17 protein-coding genes are annotated in these 23,389 nt (G+C 54.7%); 6 read left to right on the top strand and 11 right to left on the bottom strand.

The genetic code is table 11. The features are described from left to right. Positions 1–38: 38 nt before the first annotated feature. The 5 genes from MHM85_RS05630 to MHM85_RS05610 form a co-directional block, all read right to left on the bottom strand. The gene (locus MHM85_RS05630) at positions 39–812 is read right to left on the bottom strand and encodes an aldolase/citrate lyase family protein (protein WP_239285404.1); all 774 of its coding nucleotides are present in this window, start codon (positions 810–812) and stop codon (positions 39–41) included. Continuing rightward, on the bottom strand, positions 806–2,686 hold the full coding sequence (locus MHM85_RS05625) for an IucA/IucC family protein (protein ID WP_239285406.1): 1,881 nt from the start codon (positions 2,684–2,686) through the stop codon (positions 806–808). The genes MHM85_RS05630 and MHM85_RS05625 overlap by 7 nt, the downstream gene beginning before the upstream one ends. Positions 2,687–2,721: 35 nt before the next feature. After that, the gene (locus MHM85_RS05620; protein ID WP_239285408.1) at positions 2,722–3,990 is read right to left on the bottom strand and encodes a type III PLP-dependent enzyme; all 1,269 of its coding nucleotides are present in this window, start codon (positions 3,988–3,990) and stop codon (positions 2,722–2,724) included. Next, on the bottom strand, positions 3,983–5,800 hold the full coding sequence (locus MHM85_RS05615) for an IucA/IucC family protein (protein WP_219861499.1): 1,818 nt from the start codon (positions 5,798–5,800) through the stop codon (positions 3,983–3,985). Before MHM85_RS05615 ends, MHM85_RS05620 begins: the two co-directional genes overlap by 8 nt. A gap of 218 nt (positions 5,801–6,018) precedes the next feature. Then, complete coding sequence (locus MHM85_RS05610) at positions 6,019–8,154, bottom strand: TonB-dependent receptor (RefSeq protein WP_153842627.1); 2,136 nt, start codon at positions 8,152–8,154, stop codon at positions 6,019–6,021. Positions 8,155–8,427: 273 nt separating this feature from the next. Between MHM85_RS05610 and MHM85_RS05605 the strand changes: the two genes are divergently transcribed. Further along, positions 8,428–9,249, top strand: a complete 822-nt coding sequence (locus tag MHM85_RS05605; RefSeq protein WP_219861501.1) for an ABC transporter ATP-binding protein — start codon at positions 8,428–8,430, stop codon at positions 9,247–9,249. Beyond that, a complete protein-coding gene (locus MHM85_RS05600; RefSeq protein WP_219861504.1) occupies positions 9,246–10,142 on the top strand; it encodes a sucrase ferredoxin in 897 nt (298 codons plus the stop codon). The genes MHM85_RS05605 and MHM85_RS05600 overlap by 4 nt, the downstream gene beginning before the upstream one ends. 72 nt (positions 10,143–10,214) lie before the next feature. On the opposite strand, the gene MHM85_RS05595 is transcribed toward MHM85_RS05600, so the two are convergent. Continuing rightward, positions 10,215–12,296 carry a TonB-dependent siderophore receptor gene (locus MHM85_RS05595; RefSeq protein ID WP_239285410.1) on the bottom strand — a complete coding sequence of 694 codons (2,082 nt, stop codon included), beginning with the start codon at positions 12,294–12,296 and terminating at the stop codon, positions 10,215–10,217. Positions 12,297–12,499: 203 nt separating this feature from the next. Here MHM85_RS05595 and MHM85_RS05590 point away from each other — a divergent pair, with 203 nt between their 5' ends. Both MHM85_RS05590 and MHM85_RS05585 read left to right on the top strand, forming a co-directional pair. Then, positions 12,500–14,350 (top strand): 3'-5' exonuclease, encoded by a 1,851-nt coding sequence (locus MHM85_RS05590; RefSeq protein WP_219861509.1) that lies wholly within the window; start codon positions 12,500–12,502, stop codon positions 14,348–14,350. Positions 14,351–14,848: 498 nt separating this feature from the next. Next, positions 14,849–15,424 (top strand): sce7726 family protein, encoded by a 576-nt coding sequence (locus MHM85_RS05585; protein ID WP_239285412.1) that lies wholly within the window; start codon positions 14,849–14,851, stop codon positions 15,422–15,424. Here the strand turns inward: MHM85_RS05585 and MHM85_RS05580 are convergent. The 5 genes from MHM85_RS05580 to MHM85_RS05560 all read right to left on the bottom strand — a co-directional run bounded on the left by MHM85_RS05580 (position 15,393) and on the right by MHM85_RS05560 (position 19,728). After that, positions 15,393–16,466: a beta family protein gene (locus tag MHM85_RS05580; protein WP_239285414.1), complete on the bottom strand. Its 1,074-nt coding sequence runs from the start codon at positions 16,464–16,466 to the stop codon at positions 15,393–15,395. The genes MHM85_RS05585 and MHM85_RS05580 overlap by 32 nt on opposite strands. Then, on the bottom strand, positions 16,466–17,728 hold the full coding sequence (locus tag MHM85_RS05575; protein ID WP_239285416.1) for an XRE family transcriptional regulator: 1,263 nt from the start codon (positions 17,726–17,728) through the stop codon (positions 16,466–16,468). The genes MHM85_RS05580 and MHM85_RS05575 overlap by 1 nt, the downstream gene beginning before the upstream one ends. Next, positions 17,725–18,240 carry a hypothetical protein gene (locus MHM85_RS05570; protein ID WP_239285418.1) on the bottom strand — a complete coding sequence of 172 codons (516 nt, stop codon included), beginning with the start codon at positions 18,238–18,240 and terminating at the stop codon, positions 17,725–17,727. Before MHM85_RS05570 ends, MHM85_RS05575 begins: the two co-directional genes overlap by 4 nt. Before the next feature lie 458 nt (positions 18,241–18,698). Then, positions 18,699–19,475: a type IV toxin-antitoxin system AbiEi family antitoxin domain-containing protein gene (locus MHM85_RS05565; protein WP_239285420.1), complete on the bottom strand. Its 777-nt coding sequence runs from the start codon at positions 19,473–19,475 to the stop codon at positions 18,699–18,701. Positions 19,476–19,578: 103 nt separating this feature from the next. Beyond that, the gene (locus MHM85_RS05560; RefSeq protein WP_239285422.1) at positions 19,579–19,728 is read right to left on the bottom strand and encodes a hypothetical protein; all 150 of its coding nucleotides are present in this window, start codon (positions 19,726–19,728) and stop codon (positions 19,579–19,581) included. 74 nt (positions 19,729–19,802) lie between these two features. On the opposite strand from MHM85_RS05560, the gene MHM85_RS05555 reads away from it, so the two are divergent. Together MHM85_RS05555 and MHM85_RS05550 are read left to right on the top strand one after the other, a co-directional pair. Beyond that, a complete protein-coding gene (locus MHM85_RS05555) occupies positions 19,803–22,214 on the top strand; it encodes a DEAD/DEAH box helicase family protein (RefSeq protein ID WP_239285424.1) in 2,412 nt (803 codons plus the stop codon). A 22-nt stretch (positions 22,215–22,236) separates the two neighbouring features. Further along, positions 22,237–23,382: a hypothetical protein gene (locus MHM85_RS05550; RefSeq protein ID WP_239285426.1), complete on the top strand. Its 1,146-nt coding sequence runs from the start codon at positions 22,237–22,239 to the stop codon at positions 23,380–23,382. Positions 23,383–23,389: the final 7 nt, after the last annotated feature.

Here is a 23,389-nt window from a genome sequence, read left to right as displayed (position 1 = left end):
TAACCTCCAAAACAGTATCAGTAACGTGAAAACATCGATCAGTGTGAAACGTCTTTAGCTTCGTGAAGGCTCTTCTGCAGCGCGCGAAACGCAATCCCTCGTTCATCTCCCAGCATGAAGGTGCGAACACCCCGCGCCTGCCATCGCGCTTTAGCGCGGGAGTGGCGGAGAAAGGCGCAATAAGGGATGCCGAATGCCTGGGCCGTCTGCTGCACATGCTCGAGCGACTGGACGACGTCTGGATGGTCGGTTTGCCACGTCACCCCCAGGGACTGGGAAAGATCCGCCGCACCCTCCAGCACCATATCCAAGCCAGGCACGGCGCAAATCGCTTCGATTTGCTGCACGCCTTGGTGGCTTTCAATCATGGCAATGACCATCGTTTCTTGGTTGGCTTGCCCCACGTACTCGGCGAGAGAGGACTTACCAAACCCTCCAGGGCGACCGGCGTTGAGGCTTCTTGCTCCCTCAGGCGCGTATTTACAGGCAGCCACCGCATCGGCTAACGACGCGGCCGACGCCACATTGGGCAACACGATGCCTTGCGCCCCGCCGTCCAGTAGGCGCAGCAGCTGTTTGGGGTTCGTATCCGCCACTCGTACCAGTGGCGTCATCCCATAGCTCTCTGCGGTACGGATCATGTGTTCGATGGTTTCTGGGTTGATCAGAACGTGCTCGGTATCGATGACCACGTAGTCAAAGCCTGCTTCTCCGATCAACTCAATCGAGGCAGCGGTCGGTATTGAGGCCATCACCCCGTAGACTTCCCTGCCCCCTAGCAGCGCACGCTTTAGCTGGTTCGTTCTCAACATACGCGCGCTCCTTCAGGTGCATAGGCGGCCAGTGGGTTGGGCACCTTTTTGACCTGGGGCTGCTCGTCTCCAAAGAGACGGCGACGACTCAGTGCCTCTACCTCCCACTCTGGAGTAAACACGTCAAAACAGCGATAGCGCTCAGCGTGCTGGGGATGCTCGCGCTGGTACTCTTTGACGACCTCTGCCGCCATGGCCCAAAAGTGCGTCTCCTCCAAGCCAAAGTGGCGCTTCAAAAAAATGGCCATGTCACCAAGCGCAATGAAGAAAAAGGCATCGCAAGAGTAGTCACGCACCGCTGCTAGATCATCGGTGACGATAAAGGAGTTGCGATTGAGCGCGGCATGGCGCGGGGGCACCGGCTCGAGCTTGGGTGCCAGCTGGGGCCGGGCGAGCTGCGCCTTGCTAAAACGTACGCCGTCATGAAAATCTTTGAGGGCAACGCGTGTAGGCCAGCCATCACGATGAATGACGACGATATTTTGACCGTGGGACTCCATTCCGATACCTTCCGCAAACAGCAGATGGATGATCGGCAGCGTCGTGACGCGGATCAGTTGGCGCGTCCACGCAACAAGCCCGTAGCGCTCTACCCAGGGGGTGATGAATGGGTCAGAGGGCTCCCCTTGCGACGTGCGAGTAAGCTGGCTCAACCCGTTGAGTGGGGCAGCTTGCTCGCCCTCATGTAAATATTGGCGGATATTTTGTCGCCAAATAGCCCCGACCTTGCCATACACCTCTGCATAGCGCTTGTCAGCAAATGCGCGCTCATCCAAGGCCACGCCAGCGATCTCTCCCAATAGGACGAAACCCGCAGAGGAGGCGGTCTCATTCGTCTCGATCAGCCGCTGAAGCCACTGCGTGATGAGGGGGCCGTTGGTGACGGTATGGCGCGCCAAGATACGTGTGCTAGACGTATTCGTGATACTCATCGCCAGCTTGAGATAGGGCAGATGACGCGTTACCGGAGCCAGGGTACGTATCGACTGCTGAGGGGTATAAACCGCTTCGCCCTCCCCTAGGAAGGCAATATCGCCACTAGCAAGCTCGGGATAGAGCACCTCGACCAGAGCATTTTCCCACTGCCATGGATGCACGGGCATGAGCACGACCTCATCGCGTCGACGCTGCTGGCGTTCGAGATAGTCCTCCAACCTCGCCAGCACCTCAGGCCCGGCCTCCTCCATGGCCCGGCCTAGGCAGGTTTCTCCGTCCACCGCACTTGCATGAGCCAACTGGTTGGGCACTGCCAACCAAATGACACGCAGCGGTTGAGCAAACTCAGGGCCGTAGCGCTGATTATCCTGTAAGGAGAACCCCAGCCGTGACTTGTAGCAAGGATGGTAACTATGGGCATCCGTGAAATAGCGCTCTAATGCATCCGCCTCCAACGTTTGAGGCGATGCAGTGTCACTTAGCGCATACGTGGCCGATTGGGTGTCTTTGATGAGTGTCTGCACCAACTCGTTGACGAAGCCTGGCTGAATGGCTCCCTCCCCCAGCGTCTCTTCGAGATCCGTGATGAAGCACTGCAAACTGACGGTATCGGGTTGGTTCGGCGCGCCACTCACCGAGAGCGTGGTATGGTCCAGGCGGATCAAATGGAAGCTGTGGCATACCCACCCATCAACGCTATAGCAGCGGCTACCCAACGTGATCGAAAATCGTGACGCTCCAGCCCGCGTTGCGGCCGGGTTTGGCACGACGGTATAGCTCAGTACATCCTCATACAGCAGGGTTTGCAGCAGTTGACCAATGACACGCTGCTCGATACGGCGGTAGTGGCGCCAGCTATCCAAAGAAGAAAAGGGTGTGGAGACAACGGCGTTCTCGATGACCGCCCGCGTGGGCAGCCAAGTTGCTTGTGACGTCATGGAGTACCTACACAACATAGAGAAATGGATAACGATTAGCCTGAGTAGCCCGCAGCCAGCACGCGACGAGGCCCAGCGCGAGAAGGCAGCACTTCAGCGGTGTCCGTCACAAAGTGCTGAGCTGGCCGGGGATGGCAAAGGAAGTCCGCATGGGAAATGTTGTAGCCATAGGCGCCTGCCAAAGGCAGCACCAATAAGTCCCCCACCCTGACGCCACGCAGCTCTTGGTGTCGACTCAATACATCTTTTGGGGTGCAAAGCTGCCCCACGATCGTCCAAGCGCGCTGTTCGCCGTTGCTCGATAGCGTTGGGTCGCGGGGTAAGTGAATGATCGGATGATCGTGCCCCTGCGCTGCAGGTAAGCGGAATTGATGCGTCCCCCCTCGACAGACTAAAAACCCTTCACCATGACTGACTTTGGTATCCAGCACTTCCATGACGTAGTAGCCACAAAAGGCAGAGAGATAGCGTCCGATTTCGAAACGAACGCGTGGGGGTGCGGACAGGGTGTCGAGCTGTTGACCAAGCGCGTGGCAGAGACTAGCCCAGTCGAACTGGTGGGAAGGCTGGCGATAATTCACCCCAATGCCGCCTCCTACGTTGAGCTGCGTCAGTTGCTCGGGATAACGTGCCAGGCTTCGCCACGATGGCCACCGCTCCAGGTAGAACGCGAGTAACTGTTGATGACGCTGCTCGCTTGTTTGGTGCGACATGGCATGCACATGAAAGCCGCAGAGCGTTAGGTTTGGCGCGCTATCCACGGCGCTGACGGCCTTGGGGAGCTGTACTTCGTCGATACCGAACGGTGTCGCCGTGCCAGCCATGCGCAAACGACTGGAAAACGATGCCGGTAATTGGGGGTTGATACGCAAAAGAACGGGCTGTATATGGCCCATCGCTGCAGCGATGGACTGCAAACGCGCAATTTCTCCGAGGCTTTCGACATGAAACGCCTCTACGCCCCGTTCGATGGCACTCCGCATGTCCGCATCCAGCTTGCCAGGCCCCGATAACACCCATGGCCGTGGCGTGGCACTGCGACACGCGCGCTCGATTTCTCCACCGGAAGATAACTCTAGGCCATCCACGATAGGGGCCAAGGTATCGATGATGGCGGGCTCGCTATTCGCCTTGATGGCGTAGTACAGCTCCACTCCAAGTGGCAGCGCCGCTTTCATGGCACGCGCGTGGGCGGCCAAGGCAGGCAGATCGTAGAAAAAGGCGGCCATGGGTTCGCTACACTGCTGGCGATACCGCTCTATTGCTGACAGGATCGTACGTGGCAGCGCATTTGGCTCAGCCATAGGCCACCTCCCGCCCCATGACCCGAAGAGCGTGCCAAGGGTTGGGCAACGACACATACTGCGCTTGGCGATCAGCCTGAGCCATGAGCCGTAATTTGAAGTTGGTCTTGCAGGGCAGCGCGCCGCCTTGCAATAGCGCATCGAGCTCTGGCGCGGCTACCTCCAGCTGGCTACGCACATGCTGCAACGCCGTCGATGTGTCTTGCCATAACGCATCCGCCAACGCGGGACGTCGCCAGCTCAGCGCGAGAATGGCCTCCGCAATGTGGTTGACGAACAGGCAGTAGGCGATTCGGTTCCAACCTTGCTCCCGGCTGTAGATCATGGAAGCTTCGACGCGAGGGTGAAGGACTTCACCCGCCAACCAGGCGGTGCCCTTATCACGGGTCAACTTGACCCCCTCGAAGTCACGTAACAGCATTTTCTGGGGCGTTCCAGCCTCATGAATCAAGACGCAGTTTTGTAAGTGCGGCTCCATGACGATACCGTGCCGAAAGAACAGCCCCAGCACCGGTGGCAGCAGCGCCTTCAAATAGGCCTGAAACCATGCTCTCACTTGGTTCTGTTCAGGCAAGGTACTGGTACTGAGCGAGCCTTCATACGCCTGTGAAATGAAGTGGAGCACCATAGGCACCAGCGTCGTATCACGCGCAAACAACGTCCCCGTCAACAAGCAGGCTTGAGGAGAAAACCGTCGGCAGAAATTTTCTCGCAAGATGATGCCCGTTTGTTCGCGGAACCAGCGCTGCTGCTCCTCATTGCCCTCGTTAGGCGTCCAATGCACCGTAGCGGGCTCCTCGGCAACGAATAGCGTCGCCAAGGAAGGGTCTTCCAAGCGACCCAGTTGATGCATGATGCGATCGATCACCAGCGTGCTTTCCAGCTCGTACCACGCGTTTTTACGCACGCAGTTGGTGATGCGCACATTGAGCGTTCCTTTGATGAACCAGGGATGCCCTTCGATATACCACGTGCGCATGGAGGCCGTTGGCACTGCGCTAAAACCACTTTGACCAAGATCTCTGATCACGTTGCGCTGAAGCAGCGCTTGGACGGCAGACGATTGTTTGAACATGGCCGCTTGCACCGGATGCATGCTCAGCACGATGCGTTCATCGCTCTCGGCGGTCGCTTGGTCTGCCACGTAGGAAAGGACGTCCTCTTCTTCAACACGGTTGGCCTGAACGCGTACCCCGTCTGCGGGAAAGGAGAACTGGTAGAGCGAGGTGGCGACGCCACATTCCGGGGCGTAAGAAGGCATGCCATCAGCCAAGCAGTCATCAGGCCACTGGCGTGCTTTGGGCGTGGGATGATTCGGATGGCCAAACCATAACCCTTGCTCGCTGCTCGGATAGTCGGCTAACGGCTGCCGGTTAGATTGCTTGGCAGCATGTCTGACAATCTCAGCCATCACTTGACGACTCTGACGAACCTGCTGCGCCAACTCTTGATTGATGTCGGCATCGACACGCGGCAGATGTTTGAGCAGACGGCTGATGAGCATCTCGGCACTAGCGGCCATCCACGTCGTGTCGCCTTTACTCTTTAAGTAAACATCGGAAAGATAATACTGGCTACCTACCGTCGACTGACGGTCGACCATCACCCATAAGTGCAGTGAGGTTGACCACTCGATCAGAAGAGGAATACCCGACAGCGCCTCAGGTAACCCGCGACGATGGCTCGGCCATTGAAACGCTAATCTTCGTTCAGGTATGGCGACTTCTTTGATAATACAGTTGAGTAACGCATGCACCGAGGCACACTGACTGATATCGCTCGCTGAGCGATGCTCCTGTGCGTAGCTCATATAGCCCCCGCAGAATGTCATCCTTTTGAAAGGTTTACTTACCTATCGATAGGTAAACCCACGCATCCATGGCTAGTCACATCGCGCGGTTTTTATTGTGTTACTGCTTGAACGAAACATTTTCCTTCATGCACGTTCAGTTGGTTGACGGCTAGCCACCCCTTCCATCGAAGGAGTGGCCAGACGTTAGACAGCACTAAAAACAAGATGCCGGAGCCTTAAAAATCCAGCTGATACCCCACCGTGAACGTGCGCCCACGGCCGGTGAAGTAGTACTCATCGCTGATGCGAGCGGCTTGAGAGTAGTAGGTGAGGTAGTCTTCGTCGGTCAGGTTCTCAATACCCAGCGATAGCTGCCCCGTAGGGAGCTGGTAGGCCAGCGAGGCATCCACCAAACCGTAGCCATCGAAGTCGAGCGCCGGGTTATCGACGCTGCGGTCGAAGTAGTAGCGGCCCTGTAGGCGCGTCGAGAGACGGTCGTTCCACACGGCGCTCCAGCCCAACTTGAGCGTATCGGGCGCGATGTTGATCCCGGTGAGTTTGGTATCCACGCTGCCATCGCCGTCTTGGTCCGACTTACCTTCGGTATGGGCATAGGAGAGCGACAGATCATGCTGGTCATTGACCTGCATGTTGCCAGTCACTTCCACCCCTTGGATTTCGGTTTTTTCCCGACTACCCACCCACGTACCGTTCTGCTCGGCCAAGCGCTGGCCAAAATCAGAGTTCGACTCGTAGTAGCTCACTTCCAGGCCGTAACGCTCCCAGTCGAAACGCGCGCCAATCTCGCGGTTATCGGTGACGATAGGCTGAAGTTGGAGCAGCGTATCGACATCCTGGCCCGGTTCGCTGATGCCCCGCAGCACGCGGCCCACGTCCGGCATGCCAAAGCCTTCCGAGTAACTGGCGTACAGCTGCGCCCACTCCGTGGCTTGGTACGTCAACCCCACGTTATAGAGCGTTTCATCGAAACTGGGGTTGCCGCCTCCTACCGCGACGTTGTCTTGAGTGACGTTGCTACGATCAATCGTCTCGTAGGCATCCACTTCAAGCTCCGCATGTTCATGGCGAACCCCGGCATGCAGCGTGAGCGGGTCGGCGATCTTGAACTGCCCCTGCAGGAACGGCGCAATGTTGCTGTAGCGGCTTTCCGGTACGTAGGTGCGCCCGGTCTCTACCAGCATTTGGCGGGTTTCATCCTCGAGGATGTCGAGCCCCACTGTCACACCGAGCCGGTCGTCCAGCATACCCTGGCGGTTCAGGGTGAACTTGGCCCCCTGCTTATCGGACTCGTTACGGGTTTGGTCGTACTGGGTATTGCCGTTGCCGTCCAGGTAAGGGAAGAACGGCGTAGTGGCAAAGCGTGCCCGGAAGCGCTGGCGGTACACCTGAGCATCGACCGCGTTGCCGTACCAATCCGCGTGGGAGTAGGCCAAGCGAGCCGTGGTCACTTCATTGAAGCCCGGGGCGCCATCGGGTGTGCCCCGCTCGGCGCTAGTGGGAATGCCCGCATCCCGGTTGCCCACCACGGGCACGTAGTCGTCGCCCTCTTCCAAATCGAAATGATTGAGCGACAGCTCGATATTCTGATTGTCGTCGATCCAGTAGCCTAACTTGCCGAACAGGTCGTAACTTTCGGAGTTTTGCAGCTCGCCGGGGTAGGCAATGCCCACGCGGCGGTCGCCGCCATCGTAAAACACGCCCCGCTCCTGGCGGGTGGCCGAGGCCACGAAATCCCAGTCGCCCTGCTGACCGCTAATGCGATAGTTGAGCTTGTTGCCCAGGCCTTCCGAGTGCAGGTCGTCGTCAATGGTGACGCTAATGCCTGCGCTTTGGCTAATACCGCCCCCTTCGGCCCGACGGGTGACGAAGTTGATCAAACCGCCGGTGGCCCCCAAGCCATGCTCGGCGCTGGCCCCGTGAATCACTTCAATCCGCTCGACCATGGAGAGGTCGATGGTGTAACTGTCACGAGAGCTATCGCGCAGCGGATTGGACTGAGGCACGCCATCGATTAGGAACAGCGCATCGCGCCCGCGCAGCGTCTCCCCGGCGTTGGACAGCTTCTGACGGCTAGGAGAAAAGGAGGGAATCAAGTTGCTCAAGACCTGGCCAGGGTCGTCGGTGATGGCGAGCTGCTGTTCGATCTGCTCACGGGTGATCACTGTCACCCGCTGCGGGGTTTGACCCTCTTCGCTGCGGCTACGCGTCGCCGTCACGACCATGGTGGGTGATGACTCGTTGAGCGCCTGCCCCACGTCAGTTGCCTCTTGCTGGGCATTGGCCTGAGTGGCCGCCACTAATCCTGCCAAGGTGACCGTTGGCCAGAAAGCGGCGTGTTTCATCGTTTGCATGTCTGCTCCCTTGCGTTGTGTGTGTTGCGTCGTGTTGATGAGCCCTTGTTGACTATCACGTTAGCGCGCACTGAAATGACAATGCGCATCTAAATGATAATGATTATATTATCCATAAAGAGCCAAGCAGGTCTACCTTTGCGAACGAACCGTTCGAACTAACGAACTACCTCGACATGAGGCAGCCACAAGAACAACATTGAAAATGAGAATATTTTGTCTTAGGGTGCTGGCTGCCCTGATTTCGTGACTGAGCTTGCCTGAGCCTACCTTATGCCCGCCTATTCCCACCCTGCATCACGACTCACCGCTAACGGCCTGCACGCGGGCTACGACACCAAGCGCATTCTGCAGGGGGTGGACTTGACCGTGGCGGAAGGCCAACTCACCGTGCTACTGGGTCCCAATGGCAGCGGCAAATCGACCCTGCTGAAAACTTTGGCGCGCACGCTGACGCCCAGCGGTGGGCATGTCTATCTCGATGGAAAGGACATTCACCGCAGTAACACCCGAGAAGTGGCGCAGCGGCTGGGCATTTTGCCGCAAGGCCCCACCGCTCCCGAAGGGTTGAGCGTAAAACAGCTGGTGGGGATGGGGCGCTTCCCCCACCAAGGGTTGTGGAAAAAAGACCCGCAGCAGGATGCCAGCGCCATCGCGGAAGCCATGGCCTATATGCACGTGACCGAGTTTGCCGACCGGGATGTGGAAGCGCTTTCTGGCGGCCAGCGCCAGCGCTGCTGGATCGCGATGGTGCTCGCCCAGCAGACCGATTTGATTTTGCTGGATGAACCCACCACCTTTTTAGATTTGAAGGTGCAGGTAGAGCTGTTGGCGCTGCTATCTCGGCTGGCCCACGACCATGGCCGCACGCTGCTACTGGTACTGCACGACTTGAATCTCGCCGCCGCTTACGCCGACCATCTAGTCATGATGCGCGACGGGCAAATCGTCATCAGCGGCACGCCAAGCGATGTGTTCACCGCGGCCAACCTAAAGCGCGTCTTCGACTTGGATGCTCACATTCTGCGCGACCCCGCTAGCGGCAGCCCAGTGTGCGTGCCCTTCACCTCGGCGACGTTACAGGCAGCCCTATGAACCACACCTTCTGCGCGGATTTAAGCCGTGAACAGCACGACCCGCTGGCCGGTAGCGCCGCTCATGCCGAGCGCAACTTACTACTCAGCTGGCCGCGCGCGAAGTGGCAGCGCAAACTGCGCCACGCCAGCGATATGAGCGATTCATTGAAGCAAACGCTAGATACGCTGGCTGACGATGGCCTACGCATCAACCTGATCCAACAGCCGGGCATGGAAAAGTACCAGCATCAGCTCTTTCTGATGCCGGAGCGGCGCCGCTTTCGCGTGGCACGATGGGAATTAGAGGCGTTCTTCAGCGCCTTTCAAAGTGGCAGCCGCCTTAGCCAGTGGGAGCAGCCAGCGATGCTCAATGATTTGGTTCTTTGCTGTACCCACGGCACCAAAGATAAGTGCTGCGCGAAGTACGGTTATAAAACGTTCAAAGCGCTAGCCAGCACGGTAGCTGAGCACCCGCTGCCGTTCGAGGTATGGGAGAGCAGCCACCTCGGCGGCTGTCGACTCGCTGCCAGCGTGATCGTGCTGCCAAACGTGCGCAAATATGGGCGTATTACGCCAGAACAAGCGCTGCCCTTCTTACAGGCCGAAGCCCGCCAACAGCGCTTTTTGCCCGGCTACCGTGGCGGCTCACAGCTCACTCCCGCACAGCAGAGTGCTGAAATCGCTGCGTTGACGCAGCTCAGCACGGAGACAGGACAACCCACGTTGGCTCTGCTCAGCGATCACGGCGACGACCAAACACGAGAGATACGCTTTCAGTGGCGGCTCGACCAGCGGCAAGGTGAACTGACCGTGCACTGCCAAGCCACCACCCTATGGCGGGTAGACACCTGTGCCGACCTTGAGCAAGGCCCCACCGAAAGCATCGTATGGCACGCGATGGTGAATGGGTAGTACATAGACGAACAACAACGCCCGGCTTAAAGCCGGGCGTTGTGGGTTAAAGCTGAGTGCGAGTGATCGCTCTTACCAGCGGTATTTCACGCTGCCGATGATGCTGCGAGATTCGCCGTAGTAGCACCAGTACTCACAGCTGGCGACATACTCTTCATCGGTCAAGTTATTGACGTTGACCTGCGCCTGCCAGCCGTCGGCAAACTCATAACCGACCATGGCATCCGCCACCATATAACTATCGATGGCGGTGTTATCCGCGACGCTCGTATCCACCGTACTGCCCACGTAGCGAACGCCTGCCCCCAAGCTCACGCCTTGTAAGGCTCCACCGGTAAAGGCGTAATCCAGCCATGTAGAGGCTTGGTGGCGGGGGATCAACGGCGCACGCTGATCGTCTTCCAAGCGCGAATCCGTGTAGGTATACGCCGCCGTGACTTTCAATGCATCGGTAAGATAGCCAACGCCTTCCAGCTCGAACCCTTGAGAGGTACGCTCGCCCTCCTGAACCTGGAACCCGGCAGGAGAACTCACGAGCGTATTGTTCTCTTTCAGATCGAACACGGCCGCGGTCACGTAGCCATCCCAGCCAAACGGCGCGATTTTGACACCGGCTTCCCACTGCTCGCCTTCACGGGGCTCGTACAGCTCGCCGGCGTCATCCACACGCCCCACCGGATCGAACGACTCGGTGTAGCTGATGTACGGGTTGATTCCTTGATCACTCAAGTACATCGCACCGCCCGACCAAGAGACCTGGTCATCATCAGAGCGCTGCGTGACGCCGGAAGTCAGATTGCGGTTCTCGGTTTCGGCCTGATCGACACGCACACCGCCAAGCAGCACCCAGCGATCATCGATGCGCAGCTGGTTTTGAGCATACAAACCGGTCTGCTCTTTATCGATCTCGCGGCTCAACAAATCATCCGCGCCCACCGGCGTGAAGTTGCCGTAGGTAGGGTCGAACACGTCGATAGGATCACCAAATGGGAACGGGTCGGCTTCTTGCCCACTCACCCCCAGGTTCTGATAATCGACACCCAATAACAGCGTGTTTTCGGTGCGGTCCGTGTACCAGTTACCCACCATGCGGTTATCGACCGTCCAGCTGTCGATAGAACCATCGCGATAGACATGGCCACGCGTTGCCCGACGGGCGTCCGACATGAAGAACGCATAGGTGCTGCGTAGCTCCAGGTCTAGCTCGCTGTAGCGTAAATCTTGTTCAAACCGCCACGTATCGTTGAGGTCATGGCGCAGCTCGTAACCCAGCGCCCACTGCGTGCGGTTATCACGGTCGTAGCCCGGCTCGCTGAGGTTGGTTTGCGGGTCGACGCGGCCAAACGGCGTATCCTGCACGGTGCCGTAGGGCAGTTTGAACGGGTTGACCGGCACGCCATCGTCTTTCTGCACGCTGGCCAAGAAGGTCACGGTCGTATCGTCGCTCATATCGACGGCGAGGCTAGGCGCGAAGTAATAGCGCTCGTTGTCCGTGTGGTCGAGATCGCCATCGCGCTCTTTGTACAAGCCCACCAACCGATAGCGAACGTCACCCGACTCACCCAACGGCCCGCTGGTATCGACGCCTACTTGGCGATGATTCCGGTTGCCCAGTTGGAAATTCACCTCGCCCTGCGGCGTCTCCGTTGGGCGCTTGCTCACCGCATTGATCAAACCACCGGGAGGCGCCTCGCCGTACAGAATCGAGGAAGGCCCTTTGAAGACTTCAACTCGCTCCAGGCCATACGGCTCAGGCAGCCACTGGTAAAAGCCTTCACGGTAAATGCGCAACCCATCCTGATAAGTGGACTGGTCAAAACCACGCACCTTGAACCAATCCGTATTGTTGTCACTGCCATAGTGGCCTGACAGCACACCGGCACGATAGCGGAAGGTTTCATCCAGCTGCTGCACGTTGCGGGTTTCCAGCTCTTCCCGATCAACGCTAGAGACCGGGCGCGGCGTCTCCACCAGCGGCGTATCGACCTTCAACGCGGTCGCGGTGACCACGGTGGTACCGGTGTCAATGGTGTCTTCTTGAGCCAGCGCGGCCAACGGCGCAGCGCACAGCATTCCACCGAGCGACACCACCAGTGAACGACGAACGGCAGCAGGCAACGGAGCGACGGAAAACGGGAGAGTTTTACGGAGCATGAGGAAGTCTCAACGGGTATGAGGAGATGTATCGTTATAGTAAGGCGAATGATACGAATTTTGATTCACAATCACAACACGAAAGGCAAGGCACTCTGATTTTTAGATTTTTCTAATTGAAGGTACTCACCGCGCCGGATAGTATGGACATACAAATAAAACTTAATAGCTGGGTAGGCAGCTCGATACGGAGCCTTGAGACGATGGCCAGGTTCATTCCAACACTGACGACCATTCCTCGTATGAATCCCGGTGAACGCCGGGTAGCACAGCGACTCGACAGCCTGCTCGAAGACGACTATCTCGTTTGGTACGACATACCGTTAGGGGCAAAGCGCCGCTATCCCGACTTCATCGTCCTGCATCCTGCTCGAGGTCTGCTGTTTCTTGAAGTCAAGGATTGGAAGGTCGACACCCTGCGTTCGATCACGCCGGACAGTGTTGAAATCGACACTCATCAAGGTCGCAAGACCATCAGCAATCCGCTCGCCCAGGCCCGCCAATGCGCCTTTTCCGCCATCAACCAGCTACAGCGCGACCCACAGTTGACTCAAGCGGGTCAGCGCTATCGTGGGAAATTGTGTTTCCCCTACGGCTTTGGAGTCGTCTTTCCCAATATCACTCGTTTGCAGTGGAATAAGGCCGTTTCAGAGGAGGATCAAGCGCTTGTCTTGCCAAGCCGCCTGGTGATATGTAAAGACGAGATGCTGACCACCACAGATCCCGAAGCCTTTCAGGAACGACTCTGGAACATGTTCGAGTATCGCTTCGGTGAGAAGCTTAGCGTCCCGCAGATCGACCGAATTCGTTGGCAGCTATTTCCGGAAGTTCGTATCGATGCACCCACGCAGGACTTCTTCGAGAGTGATAGCGCCGAGAAAGAAGAGTCAGCCGTGAGTCTCGTACCCGATATCACTCGCGTGATGGACCTACACCAAGAGCAGCTGGCACGCAGCATGGGGGACGGCCACCGAGTGATCCACGGCGTGGCTGGCTCTGGCAAGACACTGATTCTCGGCTATCGCTGCCTTCACCTAGCCCAAGCGACGAGCAAGCCGATTTTGGTGCTCTGTTTCAACATCACCCTAGCGGCACGACTACGCAGCTTCATTGCCGACAAGGGGCTTTCCGAAAAGGTCAAGGTGCACCATTTCCATGAGTGGTGCGGACTGCAACTCAAAACCTACCACGTCAACCTGCTACCGGGTCATCAACCCATTTGGGAGCGCCAAGTGGAAAGCGTCATACAGGCCGTCGATCAGTCGCATATTCCGCGGGCGCAATATGGCGCGGTGATGATTGACGAAGGCCATGATTTCGAGCAGGCCTGGCTCAAGCTGGTGGTACAGATGATCGATCCAGATACCAACTCGCTGCTGCTGCTCTACGACGACGCTCAATCCATTTACCAAAAGGGCTCACTCAAATTCCCGCTCTCCTCGGCCGGCATTCAGGCACGTGGACGCACTACCATTCTCAAGCTCAACTATCGCAATACCCGAGAAATACTGACATTTGCCTACGACTTCGCACGGGATTTTCTCGAGGCACACGATACCGACGAGGATCACGTTCCATTGATTGCGCCAGAAGTGGCCGGTGTCAGCGGCCCCAAGCCCGCCTTTCGCCACTTCGACAGTGACCAGCAGGAGAGCCGTTATCTCGTACACTGTATCCAGGCTTGGCAGCAGCAAGGTAGCCCCTTAAGCAGCATAGCGGTGGTGTATACCACCAATACTCAAGGACAGTACTTCCACAAGGCCCTTCAAAAAGCGGGCATCCCTAGCCGTTGCCTTCAGCAACCTGCCGACAAGCATCGCTACGACCCAAACAGCGATGAAGTCGTGCTTCTTAGCCGCCAAAGCAGCAAGGGGTTGGAGTTCGACACCGTGCTATTGAGTGGACTCGGAGCGCTGAGTAACGACGAGGAGAGGCTGGCTCAAGAAGCACGCCTCCTTTACGTCGGGATGACTCGCGCCAGGCGCCGGCTACTAGTGACGAGCTGTAAAGAAAACTGGTACACCCAGCGACTGAAAGAGCAGGCATGCGCATAATGACGGCCAACGAAAGGGGCAAGTAATAATTCGAGGAAGGTGGTGGGTCCAATAAATTCTGAACCTATGACTAAGGGATTATGAGTTGGCTTTTAAAACAATAAGCCACTGATACAAAAGGAAAAGTGACCGTAATCAAGCGGAAGGTACAGTTCTTTGGAATCAGTAGCTTAGCGAAAGTTAAGGATAGCATACGAAGCTGGTGTGTGTACCGGTCGTGTACCTTTGACGCAGCAGATCACTGGAAGAGTAGCTCTTCTCGGAAGAGCTCTCATTCTCTGCTGTGGCTGAATAGATATAAATTGATGCGAATTAAAGGTTACAGAACCAACGAACATAGCTCAGCAATTGCCAAATGGCGCAGACAATGACCTCCCCCCCTCTTACGCAGGAAGAAAAGCTATGGTATAATAGAAGGTTTTTATGAGATATCACACCTCTTTTTGTAAACTTGATAGCATGGAGAAGTAGGCGGGCATAAACATGCAGAGAAAATTCATGCAATCTACAGATGCCTTGATTAGAGAGGCATTGCATAAAAAAATATTGCAACCTCAGCACAGCTGCCCCCAGACCATAGTTTTGGATGAGTTGGGCCTTGCTCATGGGAAGAATAGAATAGATATTGCTGTTATCAATGGCGACATACACGGCTATGAAATAAAGAGCTCGAAAGACAATCTTTCAAGATTCACCTCTCAACTTGACCAGTATAGAAAAAGCCTCCAAAAACTTACCATTGTTGCCGCCCCAAATCATATTGATGAAATCTTAAACGTCTCGCCAGATTGGTGCGGAGTTATAAAAGTAGAAATAGGACCTAGAGGAGGAGTAAAGTTCAAGACCATAAGACGGTCTTCTAAAAACCCAAGCGTAGATATGGTCGAACTAGCACACTTACTTTGGAAAAAAGAAGCCATAGAACTTCTACAGGAATACGGAATGAAGAACAATCTAAACAACAAGAACAGAAAAGCACTGTATGAAGAAATAGCAAACTGCGCAAAGATGGAAGAATTAGTGGCTTGGATAAAAAACAAGTTCAACAAACGCGAAACGTGGAGAGCTGTTTAATGACAAATGTAATATGGTGATTTACACCCACACCTTTCCATGTCCCCTGATTGCCAGTGCCTTCAATTTTATGTAAAGTGTCATATATCCTTTTATCTCCGTGAGAAAATTTTGGCCCACAATATTTACCAGAGTTAACAATATAGGAGCAGTGACCAACCATTTGACCATTGTCCTCTCTGAAATTTTTACCTTTTGGCACCAGCCAAGTACTATCTGTCGTATATACAATCTTACCAGCAGGCTTTAGAAACCTCATATCCTGATCGATAAAATTAGGGGTTTCGATAGTATAATCCCCATACTCAGGAATTCTAATGTCTTTTAGCTCACGAGCCAGCTCTTTATAAAAGAGCCATTCATGTCGGGTAGGCTCGCCGCCAGGTCGCTGAACGTTAGATAGTTTCAAAGAAGTTCCAACAACAAAAAAAGTCCTGAACGCAACTAAGTCTGAGATATTCCTCATAGCACTTGACAATGCTTTAGCAAAAATATCATAGGGTTGAAAGGATTCCGGGTCTTCAACATCAACAATCAAGTCAACATTGGAAATGGCAACGTCTACTCTTGACATGACTAACTTAATCAAAGAACCAATTTTTGGAGACATAATATCATCAAGAGAGATACATAATGCGACTCCTTTTCCATCAACAGAAACAATGTGCTTAACCTCGCTGAGGAAGCTCACGTCATGAGAAAGCCTAATCACGGGGATAGCAGCACACCCTTCCTGCCTTAGCTCTTCAAAAATATAGCTTACAACAAAGCTCGCATTCTGCATCCGAGCAGAAACAAGGCTATCATGGAGATCGATGCAAGCCTTCCTGCCTCCCCACTTTTTGATAAAGCGTTTCGCAAAAGGTTGAATATGCTCTTGTACTGTTTTCTTAGGGCGCTTCTCCTCAAAATCATATTCAACAGGCGGAACTACAATTAGCGGGAAGACGTGATCTTTAACCGGTTCATGCAATCTGAGCAAGGCTTGGTACTCACCTTGTCGCCACTTAATTACCGGCATGTACAGAAAAGGGTTTTCCATCAATCTCCTCCGAGAATAGTACGTACCTCACCATGCCCTAACAAGTCGGTTAATATCGTATAGTTGTTTTTCTCCTTTCGAATTCGCCCTGCAATAATACTAGGATGAATCTTCAACCTTTCTGCATCTTTTAAAACTGATTGTCGACTCATTGAAAACCTAGACAAGCACGTATCCCAAGCATCCTGGGGGATCAGAGAATCCAACGCAAACTTGTCAGCCTCCTCCTCAAGAGGATCATGATAACTGCCATCTTCTTCGTCAAAGAAATCCATATTTAACGAATCGTAAAGATGAAGAAAAACGTGGCCAAGCTCATGAAAAATCACAAACCAAAAATTATCTAATCTATCGTGACGTAGCGTAATCGCAATGACTGGATGCCCAGTATCCAGCATCATAGCGGCACCGTCTAAATATGTGCCTTGCAGATGCGGTTCAATTATAAGTATGACACCTTTGGATGCTAAAAAATCTTTAACATTTTCAAGAGCATTGTCTGAAACAGAGAGTAAAGCGAGATCCCTTACCCAACTGTCATTCAAGAAAAAATCACCAACATCTCCAGAGGAAGCAACATCTCGGGCTTTCTCAAGCACCCTTGCTTGCCAAGCAAGTAGAGAATACTCTTTTGGAGAATTTCCTCCGTAAAACTTTTTTCTATGTAAAGCCGTAGCATACTGGCCTCCAGCTGCACGTAAAAAGAAATTCTTTACTGCCTCAGCCGGTGATGCCTTATGCTTAAGCTCGATCCAACCTCTTTTTATCATTTCTTTTACAGGAAATTCAGCCCAATCTACATCCTCTTCTTTTTCCCAAACGAAAACAGTACTTCCACTAGAATTCGTAGATCCACCCCAGGATTCAGAAACCTTTACATCCAATATCCGAGAAATTTCAATCAACCTAGATAGGCTAGCTCCCATGTACTCTGAAGACTCATATCTTTGTATCTGCTGAGGTTTAACTTTGACTAAATCTGCCAAAGACTTCTGAGACAGCCCTTTTGCTATTCGAGCTTGGATTAACACCCTAGGCAAACTGCTTAAATCAGAATGTTCAGAATGCCTTAAATCACCTTGCTTCAGAAATGAATACTCAGCAACTTGAGATTCAAGATCAGATATCTGGCTCTCTAAAGCTGCCTTTTGTGCGTTGACAAGCCAATCACTAGCCTCTCCCCCATTTAAAGAGATCAAGGCAGATTTTAGCTCCTCAAGCTGCTTTGAGGTGATTTTGTATTGCCTTTCATTACAAATCATGACGATCCTCCTTCAACAGCGTTAAAGGATTCAGCAGTTAAATCGATAGCGACAATACCTTTTCCACCCCCAGAATGTTTTTCTATCTGAAAAAATTCTATAAATGTCTTACCAGGCGCGGCTTCTAAAGAGAAAGGAAACACCTCTCCCAAAAACTTTTCTTTTTGTTTTCTTCGCATTTCTGAGAAATCAAGAAGAACCGGGTCTAGTAAGCTAGGGTCAACGGCACACGGATCCCAACATCCATCGTAATCCCCCGGATTAGGCTTCCCAGTGACATAACTACCGTCTAGAAATAAACGTCTGCATCCAGCACGTGCCAGCGCTTCAGATACTCCCAAGAGACCAGAAAAAAGCTTTCGTCTACATACATTCGTCGCAAACGCTGCCTCAACCTCGGCAAGGGTCGCCCAGTGGATACCTGGAGGGAGCACGCTCCAAGGCGCGTCATGTAAAGTCACTAAATTGGGCAGCATAAACACAACGATAGTGTTGTGTTTGTTAATTGTCAACAGCTAATGCAATGTACTGAAAAAACGAAAGGGATTAAAAACCAAAAAAATCAATAACTTATGTAAGAGCCCAGCTTATGCGATTTAGAAATTAAAAAATAGCGCTTTGCTTTCGTTCACCTCTCATCCAAGGTTCCAACGTTTTCGGCTACCTGTCGCCACGCACAATCTTGATCTTACACACACAACCATGAATCTCGACAAGGCTGACCTCCTAGCAACCCTTAGCCGTGAAACGCATAAGGGGTATACCCAACTTAATGCGCCAAAGCTTGGGGACAGTTCCTCATCACTCCATTAATGGAAAAATCACGCCTTGGTTGCTCATCTCATGCGTTCCCCTCCGCCAGCAATCTCAGTATCAACAGCGCTCCCTGCCTCCCCATTACGTTCGATATGGTCGACGATGCCGTTGGCGAAGCGAGACCAGCAGCCGGACCTGTTCGTGGTAGCGAGCTTCAATCGGCATGCAGGAACGCCTCCGGCACCGTCACGTGATATTCCCTGTCCAGCTTGCCGCCACTGCAAAGCTGCCGCTTGCCCTTGCCTAGGTCCAGTCGACGAGGTTCCAGGCGACCGTACCAGGCATGCCCGGCGTGGCGAGCCAGCACCAGGAAGGCCCGCTTGGTTCTCACCGAACGGCACCCCTCCAGCAATGCCTGCAGCCGTCGCGGGCGCAGCGTATTGAGCCCGCCGAAGGTGTCCACCAGCTCACTGCTGAACAGCAGCTCATTCGGCGTCACGGCGATCCACTCCAGCACCGCTCGCTCTGGGGTCGATACCTGCAGGCTGAAGGCCCTGCCATCCGGCGCGTAGTCCATGAAGCTGCCGGGAATCTGAACTGGCAGGCCCTTTTCGGAGTGGAGCGCCATCCGCCCTGCCCACTTAGCATCATTCAACCATCGGGGCAGCCGAACGGCCTCCTTGCCATATAGGTGCGTCGTGCTCTCCCCCATGGGCAGATAGTGGGCATAGCCATGCAGCGCCAGGGCCGTCTGGCCTCCCGGCCACAGCAGTGGTAAGCCCGTGTCGTCGCTCGTCTGCAGGGCGAAAACAGCGCTCTCCCAGTTGAGGGGATCTCCCGCCCGGCAATAGGCGCCGTGCCCCACGCGTTGCAGCCAGCCACTGCTGGCCAGCTTACGCGCCTGATCAGATGTGACGCCGTGTGACGCCAGCCAGGCGGTCGTCACGACGGCGCCATATGGGATCTTGTGCAGCAGTTGGTTTATTTTCACGTAAAAAAGCGGCCTTAAATTCCGTCTACATAGTGCAGAATAAACCACGCCGGTTAATCTTCAAGCACAGAATCGCCATTCCAAGCCGCTTCTAGTAAATATCTTAAACCGAAAGCTGGACAATCCTCCCGAAAAGCAGCTTGTTATCGTCGCTGATCTCGGCGCCATGGAGGTCGTTGAGCCGTTTGATGATCCCAGCCAGGCGCTGCTTCTCAGAATCGTGAGGCTTGCCGGCCCCTTCCTCGTCCCCCATGCGTTTCTGCTCAGATTCACGTAAGCTAGCGTAAAAAAGTGGTAAGTAATCTATAGCGCAGCAGGGAAGCAGCTATGACAAGGCAAGCTTTCAGCGAACGGGACATCTGCACCAAGTATATCACCCCCGCCATCCAGCGGGCTGGGTGGGATATTCATACCCAGGTGCGCGAGGAGTATCCCGTCAGCGATGGCCGCATCACGGTACGTGGTCGCATGCACCACCGAGCGCATCCGCGTCGGGCGGATTACGTGCTGTCTTTCCAGAAAAACCAACCCATCGCCGTTATCGAGGCCAAGGACGCCAGCCACAGCCTGGGCCATGGCATGCAGCAGGCCCAGGCCTACGCAGAGAAACTCGATGTCCCCTTCGCCATTAGCTCCAACGGCAGCGGTTTCCTGTTCAGCGACCCCCACCGCCTGGTCTTCGATCAGGCTGAGACCACACTGCCGCTCGATCAGCTCCCCGGGCCCGACGCACTCTGGCACGGCTACCGCCGCTGGAAAGGCCTGAGTGAAGAGACACGCCCGGTCGTCGAGCAGCCCTTCTACGACGACGGCAGCGGCCGCACGCCCCGCTACTACCAGATGGTCGCGGTCAATCGCACGGTCGAAGCCATCGCCAAAGGGCAGGATCGCCTGCTGCTGGTGATGGCCACCGGCACTGGCAAGACCTACACCGCTTTCCAGCTGATATGGCGACTTTGGAAGGCCGGGCGCAAGCAGCGCATCCTGTTTCTGGCCGACCGTAACGTACTCGTCGACCAGACCAAGAGTGGCGACTTCAAGCCCTTCGGCGCGGCCATGACCAAAATCACCAAGCGCCAGGTAGAGAAATCTCACGAGATCTACCTCTCGCTGTATCAGGCCGTCACCGGCAGCGAAGAAGAGCAGAACATCTACAAGCAGTTCAGCCCGGACTTCTTCGACCTGATCGTCATCGACGAATGCCACCGGGGCAGCGCCGCCGAAGACTCCGCCTGGCGCGCCATTCTGGACTACTTCAGCGGGGCCACCCATATCGGGCTGACCGCGACGCCCAAGGAGACCACCGAGGTTTCCAACATCCACTACTTCGGCGAGCCCATCTACACCTACTCGCTCAAGCAGGGCATCGACGACGGCTACCTGGCGCCCTACAAGGTGATTCGGGTCGACCTGGACCGCGACCTGCAAGGGTGGCGCCCCAGCGACGGCCAGACCGACATCCACGGCGAGGTGATCGAGGATCGTATCTACAACCAGCGCGACTTCGACCGCAATCTAATTCTGACGCAACGCACCGAGCTGGTCGCGCGCACCATCACCGACTATCTGACCCAGACCGACCCGATGCAAAAGACCATCGTCTTCTGCGAGAACATCGATCATGCCGAGCGGATGCGCCAAGCGTTGGTCAATCTCAACCCTGAGCACGTGGCCAAGAACCGCAAGTACGTGATGCGTATCACCGGGGATGAACTCGAGGGTAAGGCCGAACTGGATCACTTCATCGATCCCGAAGAGCCTTATCCGGTGATCGCCGTCACTAGCAAGCTGATGACCACCGGCGTCGACGCCAAGACCTGCAAGCTGATCGTGCTCGACCAGCGCATCCAGTCGATGACCGAGTTCAAGCAAATCATCGGGCGCGGTACGCGGATTGATGCAGAGCACGATAAGTTCTGGTTCACGATTCTTGACTTCCGCAAGGCCACGGAGCTGTTTGCTGATCCCGCCTTCGATGGCGAACCAGAAAAGGTCTACGTACCAGGCGCCAACGACCCACTACTGCCCATAGAAGACGACGATACCGAAGACACGGATGACGGGAGTGACCCTACGGACGAAGATGTCGTCTCTCCTGATGACGAGTCACCGACGTATCCCTCCCCCACCGGAGAAGATGACGAGGGGCTTGTCATCGGCGAGCCGCGCAGAAGGTACATAGTGGATAACGTCACCGTGGCGGTCATTGGCCGACGCGTGCAGTATATGGGCCCCGATGGCAAGCTGATTACCGAAGAGCTGACCGATTACACCCGCAAGACGGTACGCGCTCATTACGCCACTCTGAGTGACTTCCTACGCCGCTGGGAGGCCAGCGACCGTAAACAAGCCGTGCTGGATGAATTGGCAGAGCAAGGCGTGTTCTGGGAAGACCTCACCAGCGAGGTCGAGAAGACCCTCGGGGATGCGCCAGATCCCTTCGACGCCATTTTGCACATTGTCTACGGCCAACCCGCACTCACCCGCCGCCAGCGTGCGGCCAAGGCCCGCCAGTCGGATTACTTCGAGCGTTACGAGGGCCAGGCCCGCGCCGTGCTGGACGCGCTGCTCGACAAGTACGCCGACAACGGCGTGGCCACGATCGAGGACACTAAAGTCCTGCAGATGGCACCGCTGGACCGGCTCGGCACCGTCGTGGAACTGGCCGATGCCTTCGGTGGCAAAACAGGCTATCGCGAAGCCGTGCGGGAGCTTGAGATGCACATTTACGCCAGCTAAAGATCAATAAGAGCATGACACCTTGAGATACGCCTATATTTCGAAATCATCTGCAAACGAAAGCCATGAAAAATGGCTCAGGATCGATGACAAAGGCATTGGCTTCTTGCTAGCGCCAATTCTCAGAAGCGCTAGTTTTACAGAGAGCCATGATGGAAAAATCTGGCACCTGGGATTTTTCCAAAATAAATTTAGTCGAAGCCTTTTCAAGATAGAGCTGAAAGTCGAGTTCTCGGACGCCCCAAAAGCTGCGGACGAAGAAAGCAATTACTTAGCCAAGGCCATGTGGCTGCCTCGAGAACAGGCTTTTTCCAGAGAAGACATGCGTCGCCAGTCTTCAGAATTCCTGAGGCACTCTAATACCCTGGAGCTATCCAGCTTTGTAGAGACAACCCGAGAGCGCGATTTTGTCACAGATAGAAAAGGGCTTGTCTACGTATCCAATGACGAACACCAATTTCATCGCGTCTTATTATGCCTTGCGCTAACAGTAGCTTATGGCAGAGTGATTCAACGCTGCATAGAAAAGTTGGTCGACTCCATCAACAGCGGAAACTCTTCAGAGCTTTCCAAGCTTTACAAGGAGGTACTTTCCTATAACGCCACCGACTACTTTGGCCAACCTGTCGAGCTCGACCGGCACGAACTTTTGTCCGTTTGGAAAAACTTAAAAACCCACTGGCACATCGACGAACTAAACAACGAACTAGTTCAGCAGCTCTCGGGAATTGCCAAACTCATTGAAGAGGAGCGCAAAAAAGAAGAAACCCAACAAAGGCACCAATTTTACGCAGATCAAAATAAAGCCTGGCAGAAAGAACAACAACTCTGGCACCAGGAGAACCAGCGCCTGAAGCAATTGCACGCTGAAGAGAAAAAAAGATTCGAGCAGGAGATACTGAATCACCAAAGGATCACCACCGCGTACCGCGAACAGAAAGAGGCACAAGCGGCCAGCCAGCAAAGCGTCGAAAAACAGTACAAAAAACTGAACATAATACTTGTGGCAATAACGGTAATTTTTACAGCCATCACAACGCTCAGCACAACGCCTTCCGACATTGGCACGTCAATTCAGGAGTGGTTTTCTGTGCTAACACGTCTCTATTCATGGGGCTCCACCCATGCTGTAGAATTGTGGTCATGGCTTATATCCCACCTTGGATGACCCCTAT

The organism is Halomonas sp. McD50-4 (genome assembly GCF_022348135.1).
Taxonomy (GTDB): Bacteria; Pseudomonadota; Gammaproteobacteria; order Pseudomonadales; family Halomonadaceae; genus Vreelandella; species Vreelandella piezotolerans.
This window is presented reverse-complemented; position numbering and strand designations above follow the sequence as displayed.